This is a genomic window from Photobacterium sp. GB-56, from assembly GCF_003026105.1.
In the GTDB taxonomy this organism is placed as follows: Bacteria; Pseudomonadota; Gammaproteobacteria; order Enterobacterales; family Vibrionaceae; genus Photobacterium.
The window spans coordinates 78,451-95,632 of record NZ_PYNW01000016.1 but is presented as its reverse complement, the minus strand read 5'-3'; the positions used below and the strand labels follow the sequence as shown (position 1 = coordinate 95,632).

Genomic DNA, 17,182 nt, shown 5'->3' with positions numbered 1-17,182 from the left:
CGAATTTGCTTGGCGACCATAGCGTTATGGACCCACCTGATCCCATGCCGAACTCAGTAGTGAAACGTAATAGCGCCGATGGTAGTGTGGGGTCTCCCCATGTGAGAGTAGGACATCGCCAGGCTTCTAATTCGTTTTCACTTTTACAAAAAGTGAAGACAAAAAGTGAAGACAAAAAGTTAAGATATTCGTTTTGAACTACGGATATCGGATAAAACGAAAGTTTTATCTCCGTGTGGAGCGGTAGTTCAGTTGGTTAGAATACCGGCCTGTCACGCCGGGGGTCGCGGGTTCGAGTCCCGTCCGCTCCGCCACTTTATTAAAGAAACCTGAATCGAAAGATTCAGGTTTTTTTTCGTCTGAAGATAAGTGCCATAAACATAGCTAAGAAATATATAGCGTTACTTAGAATTTTAATCTAAATAGAATAATGAATTACTTGTTCTTCTTCATTAGCATAAAGTGATGACTCGTTTAATTTAGATATAAAAAAAACCGCCATGCAGGCGGTTTTTTTATCGGTTATCTATTAACTTTTCATCATAAGCTGGTAGCCAACATAACAAGCAGCAATGCTGACAATAACGTTAAGTAAAATGTTTAAACCTGCTTTGAAAAATTCACCTTGTTGCATCAAGACAACATTGTCCATTGAGAACGTGGAGAATGTTGTTAGTGCGCCTAGGAAGCCTAAGCCGATAATAGGTCGCCATGGTGCAGCTTCAATCATTCCTTGATTAAGTGCTGACATCAATAGCCCCATGATCAAGGAGCCCAGCACGTTTACGGTTAAAGTACCGTATGGGAAGCCACGGCCAAATAGCATTACGCATAGCTCAGAAATGAGGTATCTTGAGCAGGCGCCGAATGCACCACCAAGCGCGATGAATCCTAGTAATAAATATTGGCTCATTGGGATCTCGTTTATATTTTTAGGTAATGATAGAAAGCGCTCATGATAATCGCTAGCGAGAAGAGTGAGAACTCTCCAAAAATGCAATCATTGATTTAAGTTAATATTAAATAGTCAGCGTAATACTTAGTTGTATAGCTATATTTATAGCATCATAATCATAAATAATGAATTTACTATGAGCCTTAGCTCAAGGAGGCTAGGTATGTCGCTTTACCAAACAGTGTTATTAGCGGTTAATCCTGAAGATAAAAATGCGCATAAATTGATGGTGAAAGCTGGCGTTATCGCTGAGCAAAATCACGCTGATTTACATGTTGCTTATGTTGAGCCAGGGATCGGAAACGTAAGTTTTATTGATGTGGAAGTTGAGCTACAAGAAGAGCATGATGCGATTGCAAAAAAACGCATGAAAGAGTTATCTGATTTAATTACAGCTTCTTCTCATAAAGTTAAAGCGATACATACTGCAGATGGCGATGTTTCAAAGCATATAGAGGCTTTAGCAAAAGAACTGAATGCTAGCCTAGTGATCACCGGTTACCATAAATCGACTTTTCACTTGTTTGGTGATTTAAGTGATTCTTTGGCTAATCACCTAGGTTGTGATGTATTAATTTCACAGTAACAACGATTAAAATATGCAATGTAATAATAAGCCGTGTTGATGCACGGCTTTTTGTTGTTTGTCACTTTTTATTATTTTTCTCAGTATAAAGGTTGTTGCACTATAACGGCTTCTTTATACTCATTGCTACTTGTCGGAGTGCCATATGGCTGAGACCGCATTGCGGGATCCGTTGAACCTGATCAGGCTAATACCTGCGAAGGGAACGAGAGAATGTCTTCTGCTACATATCTTAAGGGATCACTGTATGCATCTGCATAGCTGTACTTAGGTACACACCTCTTGTTTACGCCCATCCGCCAAGCATTTTCCCCTACATTGAAAAATCAAGGAAACTGCTATGTCGAATCGCAAGCAAGCGAGACTGGAAGCGAAACAATTTATTGAATCATTAACAGCGCAACCATACCCGAACTCACAGAAAGTGTATGTTCAAGGTAGCCGTCCTGATGTGCTTGTTCCTATGCGTGAAATCACTTTAGCTGATAGCTTGGTTGGTGGCGGTAAAGATAATCCTATCTTTGAGCCTAACGAGCCTATTCGCGTTTACGACACTTCTGGTTTTTACACTGATCCTGAAAAAAACATCGATATCTATAATGGCTTGCCGTTAGTGCGTGAGCAATGGATCGCAGAGCGTGACGATACTGAATTACTAGAAGGGTTAAGCTCTGAGTATGCCAATGAACGTTTAGATGATAAGACGCTTGATGATTTACGTTTTGCGGAACGTGCGCGTATTCGTTGTGCAAAAGCTGGGCGTTGTGTGACGCAATTACATTATGCGCGCCAAGGTATTATTACGCCTGAGATGGAATATATCGCGATCCGTGAAAATATGGGTCGTGCGAAATACCGTGATGAAGTATTAAACCAACAACATCCAGGTGTGAGCTTTGGTGCTAATTTACCAAAAGAAATTACGCCTGAGTTTGTGCGTAAAGAAGTGGCTGAAGGCCGAGCAATTATTCCTGCCAACATTAACCATCCTGAAACTGAGCCAATGATCATTGGCCGTAATTTCCTTGTTAAAGTGAATGCCAATATTGGTAACTCAGCGGTGAGTTCATCGATTGAAGAAGAAGTTGAAAAACTTGTCTGGTCGACCCGTTGGGGTGGCGATACGGTAATGGATTTATCAACTGGTCGAAATATTCACGAAACGCGTGAATGGATCATTCGTAATAGCCCTGTTCCGATTGGTACTGTACCTATGTACCAAGCACTTGAAAAAGTAAATGGTGTGGCTGAGAACCTTAACTGGGAAGTGTTCCGTGACACATTACTAGAGCAAGCTGAGCAAGGGGTGGATTACTTCACTATCCATGCTGGCGTACTGCTTCGTTATGTACCTATGACGGCGAAACGTGTAACCGGTATTGTATCGCGTGGCGGCTCTATCATGGCGAAGTGGTGTTTGGCACACCATAAAGAAAGCTTCCTCTATCAGCACTTCCGTGAGATTTGTGAGATCTGTGCGCAATACGATATTTCACTATCACTGGGCGATGGCTTGCGTCCAGGTTCTGTAGCCGATGCTAATGATGAAGCCCAGTTTAGTGAACTACGCACATTAGGTGAGTTAACTAAAATTGCATGGGAATACGATGTGCAGGTCATGATTGAAGGCCCCGGTCACGTACCCATGCACATGATTAAAGAAAACATGGAAGAGCAGCTAGAGCATTGTCATGAAGCGCCATTCTATACCTTAGGCCCACTGACGACAGACATCGCACCGGGTTATGATCATATTACATCGGGTATTGGTGCGGCGATGATTGGCTGGTATGGCTGTGCAATGCTTTGTTATGTGACACCCAAAGAACACTTAGGCTTGCCTAATAAAGACGATGTAAAAGTCGGTCTTATCACTTATAAACTCTGTGCCCATGCTGCTGATTTAGCAAAAGGCCACCCTGGTGCACAAGTGCGCGATAATGCCTTATCTAAAGCGCGTTTTGAATTCCGTTGGGAAGATCAATTTAATCTCGGTCTTGACCCTGAAACGGCGCGTGCCTATCACGATGAAACTCTCCCTCAAGAGTCAGGCAAAGTTGCCCATTTCTGTTCAATGTGTGGCCCTAAATTCTGTTCAATGAAGATCTCTCAAGAAGTACGAGATTACGCTAAGGGGTTAGAAGACTCAGAAATCGCGATCAAGCTATTAGATGATCCACTTGAAGGCATGCAGCAAAAAGCACAAGAGTTTCGATCTAAAGGTAGTGAGTTATATCACCTAGCTAAAGAGGAAAGCTAATGAGCACCTTAAGCTTACCAAAGGTCTTATCGTCTCTGGTGATGCATATTGAGCCATTATTAGCCTCTGCTGCAGAGTATCAGTTAGGTGAGCAAGTCACGTTAATACCATCAAGCCAAGAGTGGATAGAGGTATCGACGCCCTCTTGCGTTAAACGAGTGGGCTTTGAACAAGCCTGCTCCACTCAGCTAATTGATTATGTATTTCAAGATCAATGGGTATCTTCTGAGGTAGATCTTTCGCTGATCAAAGCGCAAATACTGAAACGATCTAACGTTGTGGTATGTGGTTTACCTGTCAATGGTGGTTATCTTGATCTTTGGCATCATGATGGTGACGTTCGTGGTTGTTTCAGTGTTGAGCTTGGTAATGCGACTCAACAGAGAGCGATGTTATTGGTGGCACTCGCGCTTGATTACCCCTTAGAAGATGCTCTAGTGCTGGCAAGGGCGTATGCCCAGTCAACGCAGATGGGCATTTGGCCAACTGAGCGTGAGGCTTTCCCTGACATCGTTTGTGCTAATTTTTCAAAGCTGTCAGATATTGGTTGGCAATTCGAATGTCAGCCAGTTGAAGCTTTTGCTGCTGTTGATAGTGATAAACTGAAGTTATATCCGGTAGTGGATTCCGTCCAATGGGTTAAGCAGTTACTTGAATTGGATGTGAAAACCACTCAGCTGCGGATCAAAGATCCGAATGCACAAGGTTTGAACCAAGATGTTGCTCATGCTATTGCGTTAGGTCTGCAGGCAAATGCGCAGGTCTTTATTAATGACTATTGGCAACTGGCTATTGAGCATGGTGCTTTTGGGGTGCATTTGGGACAAGAAGATTTAGCGGTCGCTGATCTCAATGCCATTCAACAAGCGAATCTTCGCTTAGGGATCTCAACCCATGGGTATTACGAGATATTACGTGCGATGGCATTTAATCCCAGTTATATCGCCCTTGGTCATATTTACCCAACCACAACCAAGCAAATGCCGTCATTACCGCAAGGCGTTCACCGCTTAAAGCTGTATCAACAATTGATTGGCAATACGTTTCCAACAGTGGCAATTGGGGGGATTGATTTATCTCGTGTGCCCGTCGTTTGGAAAACAGGGGTAAGTAGTGTTGCGGTGGTACGCGCGATCACCCAGTCAAGTGAGCCTGCGATTGCCGTCGAACAACTCAATCAATGCTTATCTGAGCGGGAGGTTAAGGATGACAACTGACAGACTCTCTGATACTGCTTTTATTCGATATAACCGACAAATCATGCTGGAAGAGATGGGAGAGCAGGGGCAACTTGCACTTAACAATGCCAAGGTATTGATCGTCGGTGCGGGAGGTTTAGGCTCAGCGGCAGCGATGTATTTAGCGGCTGCGGGTGTTGGGTTACTGGTGATTGCTGATGATGATGAGGTTGAGAGTTCGAACTTGCAGCGTCAGGTGATTTATCGAGAAACCGATGTGTCACTCAATAAAGCGCAAGCAGCCTGTGATCAGCTTTTAGCATTGAACCCATTGGTACGAACGCGTGCAGTAAAAGCTAAGCTTGCAGGTTTTCAACTCGTAATGGAAGTACAACAGGCCGATATTGTACTTGATTGCAGTGACAACTGGGCTACCCGTTATGCGGTCAATCAAGCTTGTTATCAGCATCAAACACCACTGATTGCCGGTGCGTCGATAGGTTGGCAAGGACAGTTACTGGCGTTTGATTTCAGGCAGGCCTCACCGTGTTATCAATGTGTGTTTCCATTTAGTACTGAAGCGTCACCACAAGATAAAAATTGTCGTAGTAACGGCGTGATGGGGCCTGTTGTTGGCACTATTGGAACGTTACAAGCGCTTAATGCGATCAAAGCTATCGCAGGTGTTGCTGAAGTTGGGTTTGGTTTGCTGCAGCAATTTAATGGCTTAACAGGAAAATGGCAGCAGGTATCAATCGATGCTGATTCTGGTTGCCCTGTGTGTGGTCAGCAAGATCAAAGAGAGGTTGTGTAAATGGCTACCATGATAACTATCTGGTTGAACGATGAATCTATGTCTTGCGAGGCTGAGCAAACCGTTCATCAATTTGTTAAGCAGTTAGATTTACCCATACAAGGTACTGCGGTCGCGATAAATCAGCGCATTGTTGGAGCCAGTGAGTGGTCGACAACCGTCATTGCTGATGGCGATCAGATCGCGTTATTTCAAGCGATAGCTGGAGGTTAATATGTTGACTATTGCAGATAAAACATTCACATCGAGACTGTTTACCGGAACAGGTAAATACGCCAATCGTGATGTCATGGCAGAATCGATTTTAGCAACAGGATCTGAGCTCGTGACTATGGCACTAAAGCGGGTCAATATCGCTGAGCGTGATGACGATATCTTAGCGCCACTGATCCAAGCTGGAGTGAATTTACTGCCTAATACGTCAGGGGCGAAAAATGCCAAAGAAGCGATCTTTGCTGCGCAGTTAGTCCGAGAAGCATTGGGGACGAATTGGCTAAAATTAGAAATTCACCCTGATCCAAAATACCTCATGCCTGATCCGATTGAAACGCTAAAAGCGGCAGAGCAGTTGGTAAAAGAAGGGTTTGTTGTACTGCCTTACTGTCATGCCGATCCTGTGCTTTGTAAGCGATTAGAAGATGTGGGTTGCGCTGCCGTGATGCCATTAGGTGCGCCGATTGGCTCGAATAAAGGGGTCGCTTCTCGCGATTTTCTTCGCATTATTATCGATCAGGCGCAAGTACCTGTGGTGGTGGATGCGGGCATTGGGGCACCTTCTCATGCCGCAGAAGCGATGGAAATGGGGGCTGATGCGGTATTGGTCAATACTGCCATCGCAGCGGCAAGTGATCCGATTGCAATGGGGCGTGCATTTAAATTGGCCGTGGAAAGTGGTCGTATGGCCTATGAAGCGGGTCTTGCAGGTAAGGTGAACCATGCAATTGCATCAAGTCCATTAACGGCATTTCTTAACGATTAAGGAGCCAATATGAGCTTTGTGGATGTTTGGCAACAAATGGATTGGGATGATATCCGTTTGTCGATTTATACTAAAACGGCTACCGATGTTGAGCGTGCTTTAGGAAAATCAACGCTGGATCTAGAGGATTTCAAAGCCTTAATCTCCCCTGCGGCTGAACCTTACTTAGAGCAAATGGCACAACTCTCTGCGATGCTAACACGTCAGCGGTTTGGTCATACCATGAGTTTTTATGTGCCGTTATACCTTTCGAATCTGTGTGCCAATGCGTGTACCTATTGTGGTTTTTCGATGGAAAATCGCATTAAGCGTCGTACCTTGGGTGAACAAGAAATAGAGCGAGAGTGTGAGGCAATAAAAGCGCTAAATTTTGATAGTGTGTTACTGGTCACTGGCGAGCATCAAACCAAAGTTGGTATGAATTACTTTCGTGATGCGATCCCTCAAATCAAACAGCACTTCAGTTATTTGGCAATGGAAGTACAGCCACTAGAGCAAGATGAGTATCAAGAGCTGAGACAACTTGGTTTAGATGCGGTGATGGTGTATCAAGAAACTTATAATGCGCCAACCTATGCGAAGCATCATTTACGAGGCAATAAAACCAATTTTGAATACCGCTTAGCGACACCAGATCGGTTAGCAAAAGCCGGAATAGACAAGATAGGGATTGGTGCTTTGATCGGTATGGAAGAATGGCGCACGGATTGTTTTTTTGTTGCCAGTCATTTGGCTTATCTTGAGCGGACGTATTGGCAAAGCCGCTATTCGATTTCATTTCCACGTTTAAGACCCTGTACTGGTGGATTAGAGCCTAAATCGGTGATGACGGATCGCCAACTGGTGCAATTGATTTGTGCTTATCGGTTGTTTAATCCTGAAGTTGAGCTGTCGTTATCGACGCGAGAATCACCGCATTTTCGCGATAATGTATTGCCCTTGGGGATCACTAGTATGTCGGCGGGCTCTAAAACCCAACCGGGCGGATACGCTGATGACACGCCAGAGCTAGAACAGTTTGCAATCAGTGATGAACGTTCGGTCGCAGATGTCGCTACAGCGGTCAAGCAACAGGGGTTTGAAGTGGTGTGGAAAGATTGGCATCCCGCCTATTCTGGATAATAAAAAGCCAGTACGTGATGCGTACCGGCTTTTCTTTTTCTTATCTAAGCGTTAGCGGCTTAGTGGTGATGTCGCTTGTGTTAGCCACTCAAGATCACTACCTGTCAGCGATGGGCTGATCACGTTAAACACGATTTGGTGATAGTTGTTAAGCCATGCAAGCTCTACGTCAGTTAATAGTGCAGGATCGATTAAACGCTTATCGATTGGCGCACGGGTTAACGATTCAAAACCCATGACGTTCATGTCACCTTGAGTTTCAATATCGACGACCAGTTCAAGGTTTTCGATACGAATACCAAATGCGTCTGCACGGTAATAACCTGGCTCGTTAGATAACACCATACCTGACAGTAGCGCGGTTGGGTTAGCCACTTTAGAAATGCGTTGTGGACCTTCATGAACACTTAAGAAGTGGCCCACTCCGTGACCTGTACCATGATCATAATCAAAGCCATGTGCCCATAGATGCTGACGCGCGAGTGCGTCAAGTTGTGAGCCTGTTGTACCTTTCGGGAAACGTGCCGAAGCCAATGAAATATGACCTTTTAGTACCAGTGTGAAGGCTTGTTTTACTTCATCACCTGGATTACCGATAGCGATAGTACGGGTGATATCGGTCGTACCGTCAGGGTATTGACCGCCTGAATCGACTAAGTAAACCGTATCCATTTGCAGCTTGCCTGGCTGTGGTTGGTCAATGTGGTTATAGTGACACATTGCTGCATTACCCGCAGAGGCGGAAATCGTATCGAAGCTCACGTCACGACAGCTTGGATCTTGCTGACGGAATTGCCAAAGTTGATCGGAAAGCACTGCTTCATCTAATAGATTGCCACTTGCAACTTGATTATCTACCCACGCAAGAAATTTAGAGATCGCGACACCATCACGAATATGACACGCTTTCATGCCATTTATTTCAGTCGTATTTTTAGCGGCTTTTGGTAGCAGTGTTGGATTAGCTGCTTCAATAAGCAGTGCGCCAGCATCAGTCAGTTGCTGAGCTGCCCATGCATTACTGTTCGCTGAATCAAACTGTACACGTTTACTTGAAAGTGCGGCTAAACCCGCGGCGAGTTGCTCTGGCTCGCGGATATTGACGCCGTTACCTACGTGCGTTGCAAAACCTTCTGGTAGGCGGTGATGATCGATGTAGAAATCAACTGATGCATCGCTGTGGATCACAGCAGCTGACAGCAGAACGGGTAGACAGTGAACGTCATCACCACGAACATTGAGTAGCCAAGCAATGCTATCAAGCTGACTTAAAAAGGCAGCATCAGCTTTTTGTTTTTTTAGTAGTGCGGCAATTTGTTCACGTTTTTCTTCACTTGATTGACCGACATACTCTAGACCCATTAACTCCGCATCCGACAGTTTTGGTGCTGGGCGATCAAGCCATAGTTCATCAATTGGGTTTTCGTTAACTGATACTAGCTCTAGTTCACCATCAAGGGTTGTCGTGGCATTTTTCAGCCATGCAGCACTGTGTAGGCGGTTATCAATAGCGACTTTGCTACCTGCTGCTAGATTTTCTAATACCCAGTGCACCGGTGGTTGCTCGATCAAATGACAATATTCAAACACATCACCCGGTACTTGCTTGCGCACTTGCACAACATAACGACCATCAACAAACATTGCAGCACGATCACGAGTGATCACGGCAGCACCTGCTGAGCCAGTAAATCCAGTTAGCCAATGAAGGCGCTCATTATGATCGGGAATGTACTCACCAAGATATTCATCTTCATGAGGGATCAGTAAGGCATCGAGCTGCTGTGTTTCAAGCCATTGACGGATTTGCTCAATACGTTGTGCGATAACTGTTTGCATGTCTGTTCCTTGTCAAGAAACCACCTTTAGAAGGCGGTTAGATCTAATTCACCCTGATCACTGTGGTATTAGCGATTTAGGTTTAATATTGTTACGTTAGCTTTTTTAGCGGCTCGCTTCAATTGTCTCTATGATAAATAACAGGGTATTCACCTTATGACTCTATTTATCTTAGTGATTAATACGTTGGCTGGTGGATTCCAATTTGGAAAAGCGGTATTGAAAATAAACCATTTTTATTCACTCTCATAACACCGTAGACTTGCGCGATCTTTTTCTAGGAACGCCACATGACAACCTCTACTTCTACCGATACTCGGCTTGTCGCCTTAATGGTGACCTTGGTGTTATTTAGCCCGTTGGCTATAGACATTTATCTTCCTGCATTGCCTGTTATGGCAAATGCTTTTCAAGTTGATCCTACCCGTGTTCAAGATACGGTGACATGGTTCATGTTTAGCCTTGGTCTCGGACAATTAATAGCTGGCCCATTAGCTGATCGTATTGGTCGTCGTCCGATTGCTCTTGGTGGTATTGTCATTTACGGGTTTAGTGCTGTGATGGCTTATGTTGCACATAGTTTAGATTTACTTTTGTTGGCACGCTTGCTACAAGGCTTTGGTGCTTGCGCAACCTCTGTTGCTGCTTTTGCTGCGGTTCGTGATAGTTTTGGCGCTGAAAAAAGCGGTCGTATGATCAGCTATTTAAATGGTGCGATTTGTTTTATTCCTGCGCTTGCTCCTCTTTTAGGCACTTGGCTTACTCATCATTTTGGCTGGCGTTCAAACTTTAGTTTCATGGCAGGATTTGCGTTAGTTGCAGGTCTTTTTGTGATGGTGTTATTTAAAGAAACACGCCCTGTCAGTACTAATGTGAAAGGCTCTACTATTAGTCTTAGTCGTTACTGGTCGGTATTTCGCGAACCAACATTTTTATTTCACGCTACACTTTGCATGTTAGCGATGGCGGTGATTTTAGCCTATGTAACTTCAGCACCAGTGTGGTTGATGAACCACCTTGGTCAAGACATGAACCAGTTTACGATCTGGTTTGGTATTAATGCTGTGCTCAATATTACAGCCTGTATGGTTGCACCCAGATTTATGGATCGCTTTGGTACTCGCCGAACGTTACGTACTGGTTTGATTATCTTAATGATGGCTGGCGCTCTGATGCTGCTATTAAGCCCATTACAGCAAGCATGGGCTTTTATGGTGCCAATCTTCATTTGTTCCTTTGGTTTTGCTTTTGTATTAGGCTCTGCAGCCGGAAAAGCATTAGCACCATTTGGCGATCGTGCTGGAACTGCAGCAGCATTATTGGGGCTATTCCAAATGAGTGGTGCTGGTGTCATGGTGAGCCTAACCCAACGATTAGATTTCTCATCCCCCGTGCTAATGACGTTACAAATGTGGTTACTGATCCCAGGATTATTGATTTTAGTGTCTAAAATCGGGCGTCGTTGGCACCCACAGTTAACGGTACAGAATTAATAAATATTATGAGTTTAAAGGTAAGGTGGTGACAGCCTTATCCGTACAGCCTGTCAAATCGACAGGCTTTTTTTTGGTTAAATTTAGCTATTCAACAATCGGGACTTTTTTATTTCGCCATTGTTGGATTACGAGTCCTGCAATAATTAATATTAAGCCGATCAATGTTGAGGGATGAATCGTTTCACCAATAATTGTGGCGAGCAATAATAAAGAGATAAAAGGTGAGATAAAAATCAGGTTACTGATCTTAGCGGTATTACGGGTTAACCGTAGCGCATTGAGCCATAAAACAAAGGTGATCCCCATTTCAAATAAACCAACATACGTGACTGCTGCCCATCCTTGCCAAGGTACACTTTGCCAACCGCCAAGATACAGACTCAAGCCGATAGAAAATGGCAGCGAGACTAAAAAGCCCAGTAATAAGCCGAGGATTGGATCGGCTTTATTTTTAGTATTTAAAATCCAATAGCCTGCCCATAACAGTGTCGAAAATAGCGCTAACGCAACGCCTAACGGACTGGTGAAATTCAAGGCTGAAATATTACCTTGAGTCGCAATTACCACCACACCGCCATATCCCAGCACGCAAGCTATCCAATCTTTACGCTGAATTTTTTGTCCTAAGAAAAGTGCAGCCATTAAAGTCAGAGTGATTGCCCAACTGTAGTTGATGGGTTGAGCCTGTGAAGCAGGTAATAATTCGTAGGCTTTAAATAACACTAAGTAATAAGCGAAAGGATTGATAAGTCCGAGTAATAAGTAGTAAAGCGGACGTTGAAGAAAAGTCGACTTAAGCTGGTGGAGTGTTTTTTTATAGCCAGCTATAACAATAAGGGCGAGAGCAGACACGCTACTAGCAATCACCATCATTTGAACGGGAGAAAAATAAGCTAAGGTAATTTTAAAAGCAGTGGCGACAGTAGACCAAAGTAACACAGCGGCAATGCCATACCCTAAAGCGAGGCGTTCGTTCATGACTATCCCTGTTAAAAAATGAAAAACGGTAACGCAGTGTAGGAGATGGTTATAAAGGTGAATAGCGAGTGATGATATAGCCTGTGATCGAGTGCAAACAAAAACGCTTATATCCATTATTTATTGTTTAAGTTGTTCTTCGTTAGCTGGACATTTATCCAGTATCCTCTTAGCCTTAAAAGCGAGAATAATTTGTCAGGAAGATAGAGAATTTACTATGGCAGAATGGTTAAGTGGTGGCGTTATTACCGCATTAGCAACATTGTTAGGTGCCACCGTTGCCAGTGTGATCACGGCATTCTGGTATAAAGGTCGATACGAACAAATGCTTCAGCTTGTCGAGCAACAAGCAGAATCAGATGCGCGTTTAGCATTAAGTCGTGAGCAGCAATTACAAAGTCAGCTAGCAGAAAGAAACCAAGAGCTGGAAGAGTTAGATGACGATCGTGACAGATTAACCCATGAAATTCGTCAAATGCACGGTCGCTTAGCTGCGGCATTAGAAAAAATGCGTCACTTTGACGCGCTGCAAAATGAAAAGCAGTATTTATCTGAGCAGCTTGATAATTCTCGCTTAGCCAGCGCGGGGCTTGAAGCCGATCTGCGTGAGCAAGATGCCCGCCATTTTGAAGAACAAAAAGCGGCAGATGAAAAAATTAAGCTATTAGAAAATGCTGAAGAACGCTTGCGTATTCAATTTGAAAGTTTAGCTAATCGCTTATTTGAGCAGAAGACTCGAACGGTGGATGAACAGAATAAAATGAGTTTAGAAAACTTGTTGAGTCCACTCAAAGAGCAACTTGAAGGTTTCAAAAAGCAGGTTAATGACAATTTCACGCAAGAGTCTCGTGAGCGCCATACTTTAGTGCATCAAATCAATAGCCTTAAACAGCTCAATGAGCAGATGGCGAAAGAGGCAATTAACTTAACCCAAGCCCTTAAAGGCGATAACAAAGCCCAAGGTAACTGGGGCGAAGTTGTGCTGGCGCGAGTATTGTCTGACTCAGGGTTGCGTGAAGGGCATGAATATCAAACTCAAGTCAGTTTGGAAAACGAAGACGGTAAGCGTTATCAGCCCGATGTTGTGGTGCATTTACCCCAACAAAAAGATGTGGTGGTGGATGCCAAGATGTCATTGGTGGCGTATGAGCGCTTCTTTAATGCAGACACTATCGCTGAGCGTGAACTCGCCATGAGTGAACATGTTGCCTCGATGCGCGCCCATATGCGTGGGTTAAGCCGTAAGGATTACCATCAGCTTCATGGCATCCAAAGTCTGGATTATGTCTTGATGTTTATTCCTGTTGAACCTGCGTTCCAAGCTGCGATTGAAGCCGATCCGGCATTAATCCGGGATGCGATGGATTTAAATATCATGCTGGTGAGTCCAACGACCTTGCTGGTGGCATTGCGTACTATTAATAACTTGTGGCGTAATGAGCGACAAAATCAAAATGCCAAAGAAATTGCTGATCGTGCAGGCAAGCTTTACGACAAATTACGCTTGTTTGTTACGGATATGGAAGCGATGGGACAATCGTTAGAAAAAGCGAATCAAAGTTATCAAGGGGCGATGAATAAACTGGCAACAGGTCGTGGCAACGTGATCCGCCAAGCAGAAAGTTTCAAACAACTAGGGGTTGAAGTGAAACGTGATATTAGTGCTCAGCTGGTGGAAAAGTCACAATCTAACCTAACTGAATACCGAGGCTTTTCTCATATTACCGTGCCATCTGAAGGGGATTTATCATAATGGTAGGTAAAGCGCTTTGAGCAAAGAGCAACCATCAAGTACACTAAGCCCAGTTGAATAAATGCATTTAATACTGATGACGCTGCGTAAGTAGATGCCAAGCGTCATCAGTATCTATAAACGGATTGAACATGACGGACACCACACAAGATACGACTCACTTTGGCTTCCGTACCGTCGCCAAAGAAGAGAAAGCAACCATGGTTGCTGAGGTTTTTCACTCGGTTGCAGCAAAGTACGACATCATGAACGATTTGATGTCGATGGGTATTCACCGCGTTTGGAAGCGCTTCACGATTGACTGCAGTGGTGTACGCAAAGGTCAACGTGTACTGGATTTAGGCGGCGGCACCGGTGATTTAACGGCGAAATTTTCACGTATCGTGGGTGAAACAGGTCAGGTTATTTTGGCTGATATCAACAACTCGATGTTGAACGTTGGCCGCAGTAAACTGCGAGACAGTGGCATTGTCGGTAACGTGGGATATGTTCAAGCTAATGCTGAAGAGCTGCCGTTTCCTGACGATTACTTTGATTGCATCACCATCAGCTTTTGTTTACGTAACGTCACCGACAAAGACAAAGCGCTGCGTTCAATGTATCGCGTGTTAAAACCAGGCGGTCGTTTATTAGTATTAGAGTTCTCAAAGCCGTTACTAGAACCATTATCAAAAGTTTACGATGCGTACTCATTCCACCTATTACCAAAAATGGGTGAAATTATTGCCAATGATGCAGAAAGCTATCGTTACCTTGCTGAATCTATCCGCATGCATCCTGATCAAGAAACCTTGAAAGGTATGATGGATGAAGCTGGATTTGATCAAACCAGTTATTACAACTTAACGGGCGGTATTGTTGCCTTGCACCGTGGTTATAAGTTCTGAGGATGACTCTATGCCGTTAGATGCTTTTGTTACCGGTGCGGTTGAAACATCACTGAATCAATTACTCAAAGACGATGCTGATAGTCAGCGTCGTCTTACTCGTTTACGCGGTAAAGTCATTAGCGTTACGCTAAATGAATTTAACAAAACCTTGTACTTTGTTTTCAGTCATCAAATTGATGTGCTTGCTGGATTTGAAGGCGAGGTGGATTGCCAATTAGCTTTAAACCTTACGGTGTTACCCGAGCTACGACAACAAGCTAACTTAACGCAGCTAATTAAAGCCGATAAGTTAGCACTCGATGGCGATCTACAATTGGCTCAGCATTTTTCCACTTTGCTAAGTGGTTTGAAGCCCGATGTCGAAGAAAAATTATCGCAATATACGGGTGATGTAGTTGCTCATACTTTAGTCAGTAGTGTAAAGTCGGGGAGTCGATTTATTCGCCAAGGGGTAAAGAATCGCCAACGCGATTTAGCGGAAGTGATCACTGAAGAATGGCAACTATTACCACAGCCTTTAGAAATGGTGCATTTTTACGATCAAGTGGATGACTTGAAATCGGATGTTGCGCGTTTTGAGGCCCGTTTGAACCAGTTACTTGAGCGATAAATTGGCAATGATGAGCTACTCAGAAATAAAACGGTTGTACCGTATTATTCAAGTACAACTGCGCTATGGATTGGATGACTTTATTCCGGTTGATCCACGTACCGAACTTCCTAAAAAATTACGTAAATCGCTATTTTGGATCAAAAATGAATACCCCGATGTGCCATTGGGTGAGCGTTTACGTTTAGCATTGCAAGAACTCGGTCCGGTATGGATCAAGTTTGGTCAAATGATGTCAACGCGTCGCGATCTTTTTCCGCCGCACATTGCAGATCAGCTGGCATTATTACAAGACCAAGTTGAACCTTTTGATGGCAAATTAGCTAAACGTACTATTGAGGAATCATTAGGCGGGCCGTTAGAGCAGTGGTTTGACGATTTTGATGAAGTTGCATTAGCGTCAGCATCGATTGCTCAAGTGCATACTGCAACCTTAAAAGAAAACGGCAAAGAGATTGTTTTTAAAGTTATTCGTCCTGATATTAAGCCGATTATTGAAGCTGACATTAAGCTGATGTACAGGATGGCCGAGATAGTTTCTCGTCTCCAGCCAGAAGCGCGCCGCTTACGTCCTGTTGAAGTGGTTCGCGAATACGAAAAAACCTTGCTTGATGAGCTCGATTTAATGCGCGAAGCGGCGAATAGTATTCAACTTCGTCGTAACTTTGATGGTGATGAAACCTTATATGTACCAGAAGTTTATACTGATTATAGTAGTATTAATCTTCTTGTAATGGAACGTATCTATGGTATTCAAGTTTCTAATATTGAAGGCTTGAAAGCCAATGGTACGAATTTAAAACTATTATCGGAAAATGCAGTTAATATCTTTTTTACTCAGGTATTTCGTGACAGCTTTTTCCATGCCGATATGCACCCAGGAAATATTTTTGTCTCCTATGAGCATCCGGAAAATCCGCAATGGATTGCGCTAGATTGCGGCATTGTAGGGACACTTAACCGAGAAGATAAACGATACTTAGCGGAAAACTTATTGGCTTTCTTTAATCGTGATTATCGTAAGGTTGCAGAATTACACGTTGATTCTGGCTGGGTTCCTCATGATACCAATGTGGATGAGTTTGAATTTGCTATTCGTACAGTGTGTGAACCTATTTTTGAAAAGCCACTGTGTGAAATATCATTCGGCCATGTGTTGTTAAATTTATTTAATACTGCTCGCCGTTTTAATATGGAAGTGCAACCGCAGCTGGTCTTGTTACAAAAGACCTTGTTGTATGTTGAAGGCTTAGGACGCCAGTTGTATCCACAACTTGATTTGTGGGCAACAGCCAAGCCGTTCTTGGAAAACTGGATGTCACATCAGGTAGGTCCGCAAGGCATTCTTGATGCAATAAAAAGTAAAGCACCTTTTTGGGCTGAAAAATTGCCTGAATTGCCTGAATTACTTTACGACAGTTTGCGCCAAGGCAAGGTAATGAATCAACGTATTGATAAACTCTATGATAACTTCATGGAAAATCGACGTACTCATAACCAGGCAAGGTTCTACTTTGGTATCGGTGCCACCTTTATGGTGTGTGCTGCAATACTTTTTGGTGATCAAGTAGCAACGTACCCTGCAGTTTCTGTTGGTGTAGGAACCCTATTTTGGTTGCTAGGATGGCGTACCTGCCGAAAATAATCGGTTGGGCTTTCGCCTATACTTATAGTTGCGTTAATAAACGCACTTTCGTTATTAACCACATAAAGCTGAGGTAA

General features: G+C 43.7%; 15 protein-coding genes, 1 tRNA gene, 1 rRNA gene and 1 riboswitch. Of the genes, 14 read left to right on the top strand and 3 right to left on the bottom strand.

Features of this window, described 5'->3' with window-relative positions:
* Nucleotides 1-8: 8 nt before the first annotated feature.
* A 5S ribosomal RNA gene (gene rrf, locus C9J42_RS17870) occupies nt 9-124 on the top strand.
* A gap of 113 nt (nt 125-237) precedes the next feature.
* Nucleotides 238-314 (top strand) — tRNA-Asp (locus C9J42_RS17865).
* 215 nt (nt 315-529) lie between these two features.
* Here the strand turns inward: C9J42_RS17865 and crcB are convergent.
* Nucleotides 530-913 (bottom strand): fluoride efflux transporter CrcB, encoded by a 384-nt coding sequence (crcB, locus tag C9J42_RS17860; RefSeq protein ID WP_005372395.1) that lies wholly within the window; start codon nt 911-913, stop codon nt 530-532.
* 205 nt (nt 914-1,118) lie between these two features.
* Between crcB and C9J42_RS17855 the strand changes: the two genes are divergently transcribed.
* The 7 genes from C9J42_RS17855 (at nt 1,119) to thiH (ending at nt 7,894) form a co-directional block, all read left to right on the top strand.
* Nucleotides 1,119-1,541 (top strand): universal stress protein, encoded by a 423-nt coding sequence (locus C9J42_RS17855; protein WP_107207831.1) that lies wholly within the window; start codon nt 1,119-1,121, stop codon nt 1,539-1,541.
* A gap of 124 nt (nt 1,542-1,665) precedes the next feature.
* Nucleotides 1,666-1,763, top strand: a riboswitch (TPP riboswitch).
* A 118-nt stretch (nt 1,764-1,881) separates the two neighbouring features.
* Complete coding sequence (thiC, locus tag C9J42_RS17850; RefSeq protein ID WP_105061483.1) at nt 1,882-3,801, top strand: phosphomethylpyrimidine synthase ThiC; 1,920 nt, start codon at nt 1,882-1,884, stop codon at nt 3,799-3,801.
* Nucleotides 3,801-5,018 (top strand): thiamine phosphate synthase, encoded by a 1,218-nt coding sequence (gene thiE / locus C9J42_RS17845; protein ID WP_107302216.1) that lies wholly within the window; start codon nt 3,801-3,803, stop codon nt 5,016-5,018. The genes thiC and thiE overlap by 1 nt, the downstream gene beginning before the upstream one ends.
* Nucleotides 5,008-5,793 (top strand): HesA/MoeB/ThiF family protein, encoded by a 786-nt coding sequence (locus C9J42_RS17840; RefSeq protein ID WP_107207829.1) that lies wholly within the window; start codon nt 5,008-5,010, stop codon nt 5,791-5,793. The genes thiE and C9J42_RS17840 overlap by 11 nt, the downstream gene beginning before the upstream one ends.
* Entirely contained in the window at nt 5,794-6,006 is a 213-nt protein-coding gene (thiS, locus tag C9J42_RS17835; protein WP_107207828.1) for a sulfur carrier protein ThiS, read from the top strand. It abuts the gene before it with no gap.
* A gap of 1 nt (nt 6,007) precedes the next feature.
* Complete coding sequence (locus C9J42_RS17830; protein WP_107287862.1) at nt 6,008-6,772, top strand: thiazole synthase; 765 nt, start codon at nt 6,008-6,010, stop codon at nt 6,770-6,772.
* A gap of 9 nt (nt 6,773-6,781) precedes the next feature.
* Entirely contained in the window at nt 6,782-7,894 is a 1,113-nt protein-coding gene (gene thiH, locus C9J42_RS17825; protein WP_107207826.1) for a 2-iminoacetate synthase ThiH, read from the top strand.
* 51 nt (nt 7,895-7,945) lie between these two features.
* Here the strand turns inward: thiH and C9J42_RS17820 are convergent, their stop codons facing one another.
* The gene (locus C9J42_RS17820) at nt 7,946-9,733 is read right to left on the bottom strand and encodes an aminopeptidase P family protein (protein ID WP_107207825.1); all 1,788 of its coding nucleotides are present in this window, start codon (nt 9,731-9,733) and stop codon (nt 7,946-7,948) included.
* 290 nt (nt 9,734-10,023) lie between these two features.
* On the opposite strand from C9J42_RS17820, the gene C9J42_RS17815 reads away from it, so the two are divergent.
* Nucleotides 10,024-11,226, top strand: coding sequence for a multidrug effflux MFS transporter (locus C9J42_RS17815; RefSeq protein ID WP_107287861.1), 1,203 nt, complete (start codon nt 10,024-10,026; stop codon nt 11,224-11,226).
* An 87-nt stretch (nt 11,227-11,313) separates the two neighbouring features.
* Here C9J42_RS17815 and C9J42_RS17810 read toward each other — a convergent pair whose 3' ends face one another.
* A complete protein-coding gene (locus tag C9J42_RS17810) occupies nt 11,314-12,207 on the bottom strand; it encodes a DMT family transporter (RefSeq protein WP_107207823.1) in 894 nt (297 codons plus the stop codon).
* A gap of 217 nt (nt 12,208-12,424) precedes the next feature.
* On the opposite strand from C9J42_RS17810, the gene rmuC reads away from it, so the two are divergent.
* From rmuC to ubiB, 4 genes are all read left to right on the top strand, one after another.
* Nucleotides 12,425-13,960 carry a DNA recombination protein RmuC gene (gene rmuC / locus C9J42_RS17805; protein ID WP_107207822.1) on the top strand — a complete coding sequence of 512 codons (1,536 nt, stop codon included), beginning with the start codon at nt 12,425-12,427 and terminating at the stop codon, nt 13,958-13,960.
* A 131-nt stretch (nt 13,961-14,091) separates the two neighbouring features.
* The gene (gene ubiE, locus C9J42_RS17800; protein WP_107207821.1) at nt 14,092-14,847 is read left to right on the top strand and encodes a bifunctional demethylmenaquinone methyltransferase/2-methoxy-6-polyprenyl-1,4-benzoquinol methylase UbiE; all 756 of its coding nucleotides are present in this window, start codon (nt 14,092-14,094) and stop codon (nt 14,845-14,847) included.
* Between the two features lie 10 nt (nt 14,848-14,857).
* Entirely contained in the window at nt 14,858-15,460 is a 603-nt protein-coding gene (locus tag C9J42_RS17795) for an SCP2 domain-containing protein (RefSeq protein ID WP_107207820.1), read from the top strand.
* Nucleotides 15,461-15,467: 7 nt separating this feature from the next.
* Entirely contained in the window at nt 15,468-17,105 is a 1,638-nt protein-coding gene (gene ubiB, locus C9J42_RS17790) for a ubiquinone biosynthesis regulatory protein kinase UbiB (RefSeq protein ID WP_199187122.1), read from the top strand.
* Nucleotides 17,106-17,182: the final 77 nt, after the last annotated feature.